This is a genomic window from Paenibacillus cellulosilyticus (assembly GCF_003182255.1).
Classification (GTDB): domain Bacteria; phylum Bacillota; class Bacilli; order Paenibacillales; family Paenibacillaceae; genus Paenibacillus_T; species Paenibacillus_T cellulosilyticus.
On the sequence record NZ_QGTQ01000028.1, the window covers coordinates 1 to 12,987 of the forward strand.

General features: G+C 49.6%; 10 protein-coding genes. 1 reads left to right on the plus strand and 9 read right to left on the minus strand.

The features are described 5' to 3' along the window. Positions 1 to 764: 764 nt before the first annotated feature. From DFQ01_RS24265 to DFQ01_RS24305, 8 genes are all read right to left on the minus strand, one after another. A complete protein-coding gene (locus DFQ01_RS24265; protein WP_146216921.1) occupies positions 765 to 1,226 on the minus strand; it encodes a hypothetical protein in 462 nt (153 codons plus the stop codon). Between the two features lie 486 nt (positions 1,227 to 1,712). Next, the gene (locus tag DFQ01_RS24275) at positions 1,713 to 2,438 is read right to left on the minus strand and encodes a hypothetical protein (RefSeq protein WP_110046522.1); all 726 of its coding nucleotides are present in this window, start codon (positions 2,436 to 2,438) and stop codon (positions 1,713 to 1,715) included. Positions 2,439 to 2,538: 100 nt separating this feature from the next. Then, positions 2,539 to 2,808 carry a hypothetical protein gene (locus DFQ01_RS24280; protein ID WP_110046524.1) on the minus strand — a complete coding sequence of 90 codons (270 nt, stop codon included), beginning with the start codon at positions 2,806 to 2,808 and terminating at the stop codon, positions 2,539 to 2,541. A gap of 1,114 nt (positions 2,809 to 3,922) precedes the next feature. Continuing rightward, positions 3,923 to 4,360, minus strand: a complete 438-nt coding sequence (locus tag DFQ01_RS31425; protein WP_217490341.1) for a hypothetical protein — start codon at positions 4,358 to 4,360, stop codon at positions 3,923 to 3,925. Between the two features lie 729 nt (positions 4,361 to 5,089). Further along, positions 5,090 to 6,709: a 23S rRNA (uracil(1939)-C(5))-methyltransferase RlmD gene (rlmD, locus tag DFQ01_RS24290; protein WP_425452435.1), complete on the minus strand. Its 1,620-nt coding sequence runs from the start codon at positions 6,707 to 6,709 to the stop codon at positions 5,090 to 5,092. Between the two features lie 490 nt (positions 6,710 to 7,199). Beyond that, positions 7,200 to 8,123: a diacylglycerol kinase gene (locus tag DFQ01_RS24295; protein WP_174812523.1), complete on the minus strand. Its 924-nt coding sequence runs from the start codon at positions 8,121 to 8,123 to the stop codon at positions 7,200 to 7,202. Positions 8,124 to 8,126: 3 nt separating this feature from the next. After that, a complete protein-coding gene (locus tag DFQ01_RS24300) occupies positions 8,127 to 8,954 on the minus strand; it encodes a sirohydrochlorin chelatase (RefSeq protein ID WP_110046526.1) in 828 nt (275 codons plus the stop codon). A gap of 3 nt (positions 8,955 to 8,957) precedes the next feature. Further along, positions 8,958 to 9,248, minus strand: coding sequence for a YerC/YecD family TrpR-related protein (locus DFQ01_RS24305; protein ID WP_110046527.1), 291 nt, complete (start codon positions 9,246 to 9,248; stop codon positions 8,958 to 8,960). A 346-nt stretch (positions 9,249 to 9,594) separates the two neighbouring features. Here DFQ01_RS24305 and DFQ01_RS24310 point away from each other — a divergent pair, with 346 nt between their 5' ends. Next, entirely contained in the window at positions 9,595 to 10,305 is a 711-nt protein-coding gene (locus DFQ01_RS24310) for a hypothetical protein (protein WP_146216922.1), read from the plus strand. Between the two features lie 747 nt (positions 10,306 to 11,052). On the opposite strand, the gene DFQ01_RS24315 is transcribed toward DFQ01_RS24310, so the two are convergent. Further along, on the minus strand, positions 11,053 to 12,573 hold the full coding sequence (locus DFQ01_RS24315) for an S-layer homology domain-containing protein (RefSeq protein ID WP_245946862.1): 1,521 nt from the start codon (positions 12,571 to 12,573) through the stop codon (positions 11,053 to 11,055). Positions 12,574 to 12,987: the final 414 nt, after the last annotated feature.

Below are 12,987 nucleotides of genomic sequence, written 5' to 3' on the forward strand. Positions count from 1 at the left end.
AAAAAAAAAAAAAAAAAAAAAAAAAAAAAAAAAAAAAAAAAAAAAAAAAAAAAAAAAAAAAAAAAAAAAAAAAAAAAAAAAAAAAAAAAAAAAAAACTATCGTTCTAGCTATGGGAATCTCTAAGGATAAAAATTAACGAAATTTGGATTCGTAGACATCACAAGCATTCTTACCTGTAAGCTCAATTTTCACTCCCCAACCGCCAGTTATCATTCGCATCTTGAATTACATGCTTTCGACATGAATCTTGTTGGTGCCTTTAAAGGACTGGATAGGGTGATTGGGTACCATAGTCACTTGGGATATTGTTAGGGCTAGTTACGTAAGATTTCACCTGATCAGTTGCATCGACACATACCCGCATGTGCACATCATATGACATTCGATGAGTTTGCAAGTTCTGACTCTAGGAGTTATTTTCCCCAAATGATTCATCTTCCCTCACTAAATCCATAACCCATAACATTATATTAAGTGGAAATGCGGATAAGCAAAATGAGTTACCTACTTCGCTAAAAGCAAAAGCTGCAGGTCGAACTTGTCCGTCTGCCGACTAACGTAAGGTGGTAGAATCCCTTCACTAATAAGACGTCTTAGGTGATAGTCAACCCGATCAGCCCTGAAATACCGGATTATTCAGATACTCGAACACTTTCTCCAGATCGTAATGTAGCCCGTAGAACTTAGGGGATTTCGAATGTAGAAGGTGTCCATGTTCCATACCATCTTCACTAAAAGTCATGCTCGGAATGCTTCGTATAGCTTATCGACCAATACATGCAGTGAAATTCAGGTATTGTGCTACTTCTTGCCGTTCTTGCTCGAGGAAGTCCTGCGGAGCAGTAAATAGCTCGATCAGCGTCAGGATGTCATAATGACACCCATCATCCTTACGAATTCGAGTACTATTCTCCTTCAAGAGAATCTGGAGTTGCTCGACAACATTGGAGCTACGCCCGATCCTCAGCTGCCGCTGCTCCGCAATAAAGATACCATGCTTTTTCTCAATTACGCTTACCACGTTCGATAAGAGGGAGTATCGATTAACCATATACTCATGAATTTTGGCGAAACTCATAGAGAAGCGAACAGGCTGATCAACATCAGGATTGTTGCTGTAGAGATACACCGAATAATCATCGTTACCTCCAATACTGCTACTAACATCACTTGACCAAGATGCGAAGTACTTATCCGCACTCTTTGTTCCATCTACACTTCTCAAATCAACTGGATGCACCCCAAAACATGCCCGGATCTGCGCGAAGTAGACATCGTCTGGAGCGGCTTCATTGAATATCGAATTGTCCTTCTATAGCGGGTGTTCTATTTCGAATACACGATGGAGCTGCTCGATGGCTTGGAGGACAATATCGTATGTAGTGAGTAACTGCATAACATTGAGCGATCGGACATCGTCGTGAGAGTGGTCCAAGTCGATGTACGGCAACCCTCTCACGCTGACCGAAAGCCAATCCTTCGCTGAACATATTAGGTTCCAAAGGTTCTTGCCGTTGTAGTTGCTGTATGTGTTAATCAAGAAATCGTCATGATCGCTTACAGTTTGCTTAAATTTCTCAAGCAAGGAGCTATCGAGTACATATAGGTTCTTGCCTTTCATCCTTTACCCTCGTTCTCGGCTATAAGGTCTAAAATTCGCCCAGTCTACCCCTGATCCGAGCAACTGCGAAGTGGACCTACGCCCTTCTATTCAAAAAGGATACTGAACCTTGATTGGGGGCATACCTTGAGTTTCAAGCTTTTCAACAACCGATTCCATACAAGCGAAAACCTCTTGCGGAGTATCATTCAATGTATTTACGCTCTGAATAATCGATAAGAGCTCTTCTATAATATCTTTATGAATCTCATACCCCTTCATCTCGGCTCTTTGGTCATACAATTCTGGGTATGTACTTATCGCCCAGACGATCATCATAATACATTCCCACTCATATGGATAATCTTTGACGTAGTCCTTTTTTATGAGTGCTTCGATCTCCATCTCACTTCGAAATTCACCTTCTATATTGGACAGACCCCAAGTTGTCGCAACGCTTCTACAATGCGGGTGACTAAAGCACTCAATAATTCTAGGAGCAAAATCTCGTTCTTCCTCATCAATGGTTTTCGGGAACCCCCTGGACAAATAATCAGCCTCACCTAATTCATGTACTAGATAAGAGGGGAATTTATCTGAATCCACTTCATAGCTAAATTTAATATACAAGGCATCATATTCAAACAGTGTGCATGCTTTCTTTATACCTGCAGGTAGAATCATTAAAGGTTTGCCATGTGTTGTCATACGATCGCGTATAGAAACAAAGAAATCAAATGCTTGTGGAACAATCTCGAAGCATTCCTTAACCATAGCACCAGTTACTTCTTTATCCGTTCTGTATCCTGTGTATATATGCAGAAAGTTAATTGTCATTAAGTCATCCCGTTACAGATATCTACGCTTTTTCCTACAAAATTCGCCAAAAGTCATACCAAAACCTTCTAATGTGAGAGAGTTATCAATGCCGATGCTTTCAATGCCCCTCAAACATATGTTCAAACTCTTTAATGATCAGATCGTAACAGTGGTCACATACCATGATGTTCTTGTTGCCCATACCAATGAACTTGGCTTCAACTCGGTAATCTGTGTCGGGAAGAAACTCGTGCGGCATAAAGCTCGTACTACATACCCCACAGCAACCGTGAAGCTTCATGTAGTCATCCATGCAAAGGGAACCTGTATCGTGGGTCAAATGATTGAACAGTACTTCAGCTTCCTTCTGACAAAATACACAACTCATTCTCAACGCCTCCAAATTGTTATTGAACGCAAAAAACGCAGACTTGCCCGTTAAAGGCAATGTCTGCGGTGCTTCCGCATTCGAGGTATGAACATAAACTTAATATACTTCTTCAAGCAAAGAATCGCAAAGAAAAGATGGAGAATTATTGATTTTTGAAATATATCAAATAAAATAATTAATTTAGAGAACTACAAAGTTTTGCACAACAACGTTATCGTTAATACCTTAGTATACTCTCTGCAATCATTCAAATGCCACTGACTGAAAGCTTTAGGAAGCACGAAGCGTAAAAAGAAGGAAAAAGAAGATCAGGTTATTAACGAAAACAATTATCCCGTGCCAATCTCGCGAGAGCAATTTCATGCCGTTCAGATTTACTGAACCGCAGGGGGCGTACTAAATCATGTGGAATACTAAATCTCTATACACAAGTACTTCAGTGCACGGATTGCGGGGCTGGTATGCATTGTGTTAAACAAAAGTATGGCAACACCCATTACATGTGAAACGCCTACCAACAAACCAACTCTTCTTGATAAAAATTGACATCATTCGAAAAGCTCGATCGAGAACTTCTCCTCATGCTAGTAAAACGAATAACAATTAAAAAAGACGGTGGTGTAAATATTATTTACAACTTCACCATCTGAAATAAAAAAATGTTCTTATAGGGCAATGAAGCTGATATTACAGCTCATTGCCCTTCAATTAGGTCTCTTCTATATTGTTGACACTAAACATTCAACATGGCCAGAGTTTGGCCAACTAATGTCAGATGGCCGATTTTTTATTTTACGTTTTTGGAAACAGGTCCACGGTTTGGGACGTCGATATTGATGCCTTGCCGTTATATGAACGGCCAAAGTTCGACCAACAACTGATCTCAGTTGGCAAATCTCAAATCTTACGTATCAGGGAGATGCACGATTTCATCAATCAGTAGCCAGCGATGCTTGCTGAATTTGATGAAATCCTCTCCCGAAGAATGATACAAAAAATCACCATTTTCGAAAACCACTTCAATGAGGAATTCAAATCCGATGTTGATGCGGATATTGAAGGATAAAGCAAAGCAGGACTTCTTTCAATTATTTAGGAGGTCCTGCTCTTTTTAGTCTTCGTTAGGTAAATACCATCCGTGTTCACGATGAATACTGGGGGCATGTGGAGTTTCATTACCCCATGCTCTTATACTCATCTCTTTATCAAATCTTCCAAGTAAGTTCTGTAGGCTACAAGCCGCTTTAAAATCATCACCTGATGAGCAATAGTCTAGTCTTACTTTTTCTCGTGCTGTAGCAAGTTCTGCATCTGTTGCATTCTCAAACCATTTACTACTATAAAGACTTGCTTTTTCTATCCTTTCTTTCAAATTATCAAGTAATTCCTTTATAGCATCTTTATTCTTCAATCCAAACGCGATAAGAATAAGTGTAGGGATGCTTATTCCAACAAGCTGCTTTTTATGTACTTTTATCCAAGTCACAATTCCATTCTTATCTTGCGTAACTTCTTCTAATCCCTGTTCATTCTGGGTTTCTTTTTTCATAAGATTTCTCTCCTTTCAACTTTTCTTCCTCTATAACTGTATTTGTAATTTTCACGATGATATTATGGTTTTCAACACAACATACAAAGCACCACATTATTAGCTCCATGTCTTATCATTAAGTTGCTCAGCAATCTCCTGTGTTCAAGGCAGCATCTCTGTCTCAAGAATTTGCGCCAAATCAAATATTCGTGAGCCCATTGGTGCTCTTGGGGTTATCTTCTTCACTCAACTTTCGCACCCTAACTTCGGCAGATAAGCCTTTCCCAAGAGGGAAAGGAACAGGGATGTGAATCTTTGTTGGGGTATTCTTAAAGGAGAAATGCACGTTAATCATAGCCTATTGCCACTGCAATATCCAGAACCCCCCCAATTTATAAAAAGAAAAGTTCTCTGCAAGCGACAGGAGTCTTATCTTTATTTAGTCATATAGACCTTACTCAACCGCCTTATCCGCACCCATCTGATCGCCCAACTCAACATCGTGCCAATGAACTGGCTGATCTACGGTTTGAAGTGAACCTTGGTCTCGTTCCTAGGAACATCAACCCTGCCCATGATCATTTAGAGCATCGTTTTCTTCCTGATGGGAGCCTTGTCGGACACCTTGCGCCAGTTCGGAATGTGCTGCAGAGATATCCGAATCGTTTCACTCAATCAGATTGATTTCCCAAATACAATAAAGCCCGAACGGTGACTCGTTCGGACTTTATCAGGTAAATGCGGCTTCTATTCAATAGATCTTATTAGCGACACACAGCACTCCACATGAACTGTATGCGGGAACATATCCACCGGCGTCACTTCCACCGTCTTGTACCCACCATCCTCGAGTACTCTCAGATCCCTCGCCAGTGTCGAAGGATTACACGACACATACACAACCCGCTCCGGCTTCATGCGGATAATCGTATCCAGCAGTGCTGGATCGCACCCCTTCCTTGGCGGATCGACAACGATCACGTCAGCCGTAATCCCTTCCTGGCGCCAACGCGGAATAACAACTTCAGATGGCCCTGCCTCGAAGTCCGCATTCTCAATTCCGTTCAGCTCCGCATTTCGCTTCGAATCTTCAATCGCCTCCGGCACAATTTCAACACCGTAGACGCGGCCAGCTTGCCGAGCGAGGAACAGCGAGATCGTTCCAATTCCGCAATAAGCGTCGATTACCGTCTCTTGGCCTGTCAGCCCCGCGTACTCCACCGCTGTCCGATAGAGCGCCACCGTCTGTGCCGGGTTGACTTGGTAGAAGGAACGAGCGGAAATCGCGAAGCGAATGCCGTCGAGCTCATCGTAGATAACGTCGCTGCCCCACAACGTACGGGTCTCGTCGCCGAAGATCACGTTCGTGTCGAGCGTGTTCACGTTCTGCACGATGCTGTTCACTTCCGGCAGCGCGGTGCGGATGCTCGCGATCCATTGGTCCTTGTTCGGGATATGCGTTCCGTTCGTGACAAGGACAACCATCAACTCGCCCGTGACAAAGCCTGTCCGAACGACGACATGGCGAAGCAGGCCGCGGCCGCTCTCTTCTTCGTAGGCCGTGATACCAAGCTCCGTACCGATACGCTTGATATGGCGCACGACTTCATCGTTGCGCTCATGCTGGATTAGGCACGCATCCATATCGATGATGCGATGGCTGCCCTGCGCATAGAAGCCGCCGATCAGGCCGCCAGCAGCGCCGTCTTCAAGATCGGCAATCGCCATGCCGATTGGCACCTGCGCTTTGTTCCGATAGCGCCAAGGCTCGTCCATGCCAACGGTCGGGTGAACGACAACGGAGTGAACCGAACCATCCCCCTGAGCCGCCGAACTTGCACTAGCCTCAGCACTCGCACTTACATTAACAATCTCGTCCCCAACAGCCTGCGCATCAAACTCTTTCACACGCGGCTTCGCCGTCTCGCCTTCCACATGCAGCTTGCCGATCCGCACGAGATTGTCGACGACATGCTGCCGCTTCCAGCGCAGCTGTGCCTCGTAGCTCATATGCTGCAGCTGGCAGCCGCCGCATTGCTTGTAGATTTCGCAAGGCGCACCGACGCGGTCGGGGCTGGTCTCAATGAGCTCGAGCAGCTTGGCGTAGCCGTACTGCTTCTTCACTTTCATCACGAGCACGCGAGCTTTTTCACCTGGTAGTGCACCATGCACGAACAGCGTAAACCCATTCGCTCGACCAACGCCCTCACCATCATGCGTCAATCCAATAATATCGACGATGTATTCCTCGTTCTTAGCCACCGGCGCATTGATAACCGCCGCAGACGGCCGCGCATTCCCACGCTCGCCGTTACGTCCACCACTCCGGCCATTGCCACCGCGCGGACGCGGACGCTCACCAGCCATCGTTGCGAACTCCCCGCTCGTTCCGGTTCCCTCGCGACGTCCATCGCGCCCAACCATACTTCCTTCAAAGCCTCTACCAGTCTCTGCACTCTGGCTCCGACCAGCGAAGCTTCTACCAGTCTCTGCACTCTGGCTCCGACCGCCAAATCCCTTGCCCGCCGTCTCCGTACGACGACCCGCGCCGCCTGCTCGTCCAGCCGAGCCGCTTACTCCTTTATTCCCTGCCGCCGCAGACGGCCTGCCCTTCTTCGTCATCCGTTTCAACACTCCGCTCTACTCGCATCATCTCACCCGGATAGGGTGAATATATACAAAAACCGCCATCCTCCGCACAGCCGCATCAGCGGCCAAGCGCGGCAGGATAGCGATCGATTACACTAACACACCATATTCCATTGTACCATCATCGGACGTCGATCAACATTCCCAATTGTTTCAGAGGGAACCGTTCATCGACCTCATCGAAATCAGCCCTCACTATATACCACCACTACCTATAAGTAGAAGCCCCCGACTCATCGACAAAAATATTCAAATGACTCGGCAGCAGCGAGAACGTGCATGGCAGCGTGCCACCGTATTCACCATCTAAATTCAATTGCACGTAATCCGACGTCGTCACCTGCAGATGATCCGTGCGCAGATGCACGACATGCGGATCGTTCAAGTGTTCACCGCGCAGCGCCATAGAAGCGATGCGGATAAATTCTGGCAGGTTGCATTTGCGCAAAATAACAACGTCGAAGAGCCCGTCATCGAAGCTCGCCTCCGGCGCCAGCTTCTCGAAGCCTGCGACCGAGTTGCTGTTACAGATGAGGAACAGCATGATCTCCTCGTGAATCTCGTCGTGCCCGCGCGCTTGAATGCGCAGCTCTGTTGGGCGAAGGCGGGTCATTTTCTCCAGACCCTTCATATAATAGGCGAGCTGGCCGATCATCGTCTTCAGCTTGCTCGGCACCTCATAGGTCAGCTCCGTCAGAGAACCGCCGCCCGCAATATTAATGAAGTAACGATTATTCGCCACGCCAACGTCGATCGGGCGCGAATAGCCTTCAATAATGAGATCGCAAGCATACTCCCAGTTCTTCGGGATACCGAGAGCGCGCGCGAAGTCGTTCGTCGTTCCCAGTGGCAAAATGCCCAGCGGAGGCCGGTTCGGCCTCTCCGCCAGCCCATTGATCACTTCATACAGCGTACCGTCGCCGCCCGCTGCAATGATCAGATCATAGCCGCGTTCGCAAGCTTCCGCCGCTGCCAACGTCGCATCGCCAGCTCCCGAAGTCGCATGGCAGCTCGTTTCGATGCCGCCGCGTTCCAGCCGCTGCAGCAAATCCGGCAGACGCCGCTTGATTTCCTCCCGCCCGGAGGTCGGGTTATAAATTAATCTTGCCCTTTTAATGTTGCCGTAAGACACGCCTTACACCTCCAACCCGTGCAGCCAGCGAAGCGACTGCCGGACCATCCAACGCGCAACTGCCGAATCCGGCAGCAGCGCTTTGCCGTTATACCGATAGTTGTGCCCCGTCAGCCTTGACGGAATTACCGTTTTCGTAAAATATCCGCTGCTCAGGAACAGCGGCGCCACGAGCACCGCCTCCTGCGGCTGCTCTTCGAGCATTTCACCCAGCACATCCGCCGCCTCATTCGGCAGCAGCATCGCGGTCCGCGCCCGAGCAAGCCCGCCAAGGGCACGCACTCGTTCTGCTAGCATACGCATACCTTGCTCATATCGTTCATAGAACTCCGATAGATCATTGCCATGCGCAATGAGCAGCAGCGATTCCTTGGGCGGGTTGTCCGACAGCTCCTGCAGATTGCTCCACAGCCGCTGCGCGATCTCTTCATCGTCGTCGATCGGTACGCCCATCGTTACCTTGATGCCTTCCGGCACATGGAACGGCTCCATATCGCCTTCATAGCTAGGTACGGCACGCGGGAACCCAAACGACTGCGAAATATCTTCTACATGCGTACTGCCCGAGGATATAAATAAAGGAAGCACGAAAAGGTCGGTAACGCCAGCGGCGGCCAACCGATCCACACCATCTTGAATGAGTCTGCCTTCAACAAGCTCCAGGTACGAAGCTTCGAACAACACTTGCTTACCGTCCGATTGCAGGCTGCTGCCATCTGCAGCAAGCTGCTGGGCTACGGCGTCGGCCGCCTCTTGCGCCGATTCGTCAACAAGCTTTACCCATTCTGCCAGCCGCGATCCGTGACTAATAACGAGAATTCCTGGGACCATACGTTAGCGCCCCAGACGCTCCAGCGTCATTTTGTACCCGTCGTTGCCGTAGTTCAAGCAGCGCTTCACCCGAGAAATCGTCGCCGTGCTCGCACCCGTCTCTGCTTCGATCTGGCTGTACGTCTGGCCTTTGCCCAGCATACGTGCCACTTCGAGCCGCTGCGATAACGATTGAATCTCGTTCACCGTGCACAAATCATCAAAAAATATATAGCATTCCTCTACTGTCTTCAGCGTAAGAACCGCCTCGAACAGCTGGTCAATCGCTTTATCGTTCAGCTTCTTCAGCTGCATGCGCGTCACCCCTATAAGGTATGAGAACTAATCTATTCAATTGTAAAGCGTACGTTACGTATAATCAAGCGCTACCGCATTCACGCTTTAACGGACGGAAGAGGCCTAACTCTCTATAAATACATGTTCAAAAAGTCCGCTTTTCAGATACGAGAAGATTGTATCAAGCGGGGAATGAAGATCGGAGCATAGGGGTTTGCTACGGAGAACCGGAAGTCTCAGCTTCATCCAAGATTCGATGCCGAATTCACTTCTTGTTATACTTCGTGATCAATGCGGACTTTTTGAACGACCTCTAAAAAAATGATTCAAAAATAGGGCATTCGTCCAGACCTTATGTTTGCCTATGCCATACACTGTAGTAAGCATTAGTCTATCGACAAAGGTTGTGATCGACGTGAACGTGCGCAATGGCCCGCCTCAAGGCTATCCGCCGCACCCCTACTACGACCCCTACGCTAGGCAAAATTCGCCCTTCCCCGGCATCAGCGATCCAGTACCTGGACCGTTCGGATTCGGGGGCGGCTTACAAAGCGGGGGCGTGCCCGGTGGTCCGGCACCCTCTCATAAGACAACTGGCGCTATTGCAGCTGAGAACCTGCTCGAAGGCGCCGCCAAATCCTCCTTGCCCGTTCTATCCAATGCGGCCGAACTCGCTGAAATTGTAGAACCAGGCGGGGGCAAGGCGGAGAAGAAGGAAAAAGGGAAGGGCATCTTGGGCGGCTTCTCGCTCGACAAGATCGGCGAGCTCAAAGGAGTCGTCGACCGTCTGGGCGGAATTGACGGCATCCTCAACTCCGTAGGCAAGATGCAGAAGGTCGTTGCCAACTTTCAGCAGATGGCACCGCTCATTAAGGTACTTGCGGGATCGTTCAAGAAGGAATCCAAATCTTCGCAGAAGTTGTACGGCGACGATGATGACATCGTCGTCAGGCCGAAGCGCCGCAAGCGGCGCAAACCCGGCGGCGGCGGCAAAGGCCGCAAGCCTGGCGCACAAGGCGCGGCCACGAAAGGCAGCGGACCGCGTCCGCGGCCAAACGCAAAGAAGACCCGGTGACATCGGGTCTTCTTTGTTTTGAGGCGAGGGAGGCTGCAGTTAGAGGCGAGTAATCGCTCCTACCTTGTACGGATTGCTCTGCCGCCACTCATAGGAGCAAAAAAACACCTCTATCCTTCGCCGTCACCTCTCCCGTTGCATTTAGAGGCGAAATATCGCTCCTATCCAACACGGATCACTCGGCCGCCCCACTTAGGAGCGAAAAACCGCCTCTATCCTTCTCCTCCACCTCGACCGTTGCAGTTAGAGGCGAAATATCGCTCCTATCCAACATGGATCACTCGGCCGCCTCACTTAGGAGCGAAAAACCGCCTCTATCCTTCTCCTCCACCTCTCCCGTTGCATTTAGAAGCGAAATATCGCTCCTATCCAACACGGATCACTCGGCCGCCTCACTTAGGAGCGAAAATCCGCCTCTATCCTTCTCCTCCACCTCTCCCGTTGCATTTAGAGGCGAAATATCGCTCCTACCCAACACGGATCACTCGGCCGCCCCACTTAGGGGCGAAAAACCGCCTCTATCCTTCTCCTCCACCTCGACCGTTGCAGTTAGAGGCGAAATATCGCTCCTATCCAACACGGATCACTCGGCCGCCCCACTTAGGAGCGAAAAACCGCCTCTATCCTTCTCCGTTGTCTCTCTCCTCGTAGTTAGAGGAGAAAATCCCCCCTATACACGCATCAAGAGGTCCGGCATCGCTGCCAGACCTCTTGGTATGTTAATTTTCTCTATCCCTAACTTTACTCTTACTTCACAGCCAACGTTACATCGCTCGCTGTTACGGCCCATGCGCCAACTGGCTTCACGGTGTAAGTAACACCGTCTTTCAGCTCGCCGCCGTTTTGTAGGTCGAAGATACCCGTTGCGCCTTTGCGCGTCTGTACGCGGTACAGCGCCGTCAGCTTCGAACCGTCTGAGCCTTCAAGCGACACCGAGCGGTATGCGAACAGCTCGTCCCCTGGATCCTGCGACAATGTAACGGTAAACGTCTTCGCATCGGTCTGCTGTGCCGAAACAATCGTCAGCGGAGCGATAGTCTCGGCTACGAACGATGGTTGCTTCACTGTGAACCAATCTGCGGAGACCGTATAACGAACGCCCGGTTGCAGCGTCGTGCCTGCTGGCAAGCGGAACTTCGGCTCCTGCTTGCTGTCCGTCGACTGCGTGTAACCCACATAGCTGACCGTGATTGGTTCGCCGCCTTCTGGCGTCAGTACAGCCGTACGATTGCGCAGCGAGGAGATAATTTGCAGCGGTTGTCCCTTATACTTGTTGCCTTCCTCCAGCACAATTGCATCTGCGCCGCGTCCACCTGCATAAGCGGAGATGACATAACCGTAGTCGACGACGCCGTCACTCAGAAGTGCTTCAACCTCGAACGTATCGTTCGCTACTTGACGCGTATCGTTGAAGCGGACTTGCTCGCCGCTGCCCGTGAAGGAAAGTGTTTGGCTGCCTTTGTACGTCAGCGTATATTCGCGGCCCTCTTCCATCATCGTAACCGGTACGATGTATTGGTTCACAGAGCCCGTTTTCAAGCGAGGTTGGTTAACGATTGTCAAGCCGCCGTCGAACTTGAACGTCTCAGCCGATTTCTCGATCGTCTCGTCGTCCAGCGTCATTGGCTGGTTCATTGTTACTTCAAGCGCGATACCGTCCAGCGCACGAACCGATACGATGCGGGCATCCGCTGCACGCACGGATTGCTCAGCCTTCACGAGCAAGCGCGCCGTCTCGCCGCGTGTTGCGTTTGCTTTGCCGTCCGCTACGCTGGACAGCCAGCTTGTCAGCGACAGCGTGTCCCGCTGCAGCGCCTTCGCCGCCATTGCTGCCAACTCGCTCTCCGTAACGGGTTGATTCGGGTTGAAGCTGCCGTCCTTCACGTCGATCAAGCCGTTCGCGATCGCCGTATTCACGTACGAAACATACCATTTGCCGCTGTGCTCAGCGCTCAGCGAAGCAGTTGCGCCGTCGACTGGCTTCAGCTCAAGTGCCAACACGAGCAGCTTCGCTGCTTCGGCCCGTGTAACCGGCTGGTTCGGACGAAGCGAGCCATTTTCATAACCTTGGATCACGCCCTGTGCAGCCAACTGCTGCAACGCCTCTTGAACCGCTGCGTCCATTGCTTCCGTCGATGCTTTCGTTGCAACCGCAGCTGTTGCTGCACTAGCATAACCCGGCACAATTGCTGCTGCCGAAATTGCGGCTGCGAGCGTCCATACCGCCAGTTTGCGTGGTTCTTTCATGCCTTTTAATTTGTTCGTCATTGTCGTTCCCTCCAACGAGATTATGATGAGCGCCGAGCGCATGCATTCCACTTGCTTGATTTCATCATACCGCCGAGGGTTGAACGATTTTGAAACAGCCGATTAACTTTTTATAAACAAGCGGATAACTTTTTGCGAACGAGTTAGAGGCGATAAATCGCTCCTATCTCTGGCGAAGCGCTCATCACCACCTCATACGAGCGATAAATCACCCCTATCCAACTCCGATACTCGGATCAGCACAGTGAGAGGCGATAAACCGCTCTTATCTCTGGCGAAGTGCTCACCACCACCTCATACGAGCGATAAATCACCCCTATCCAACTCCGATACTCCGATCAACACAGTTAGAGGCGATAAACCGCTCCTATCTCTCGCGGAGTGCTCACCACTACCGCATACGAGCGAAAAACC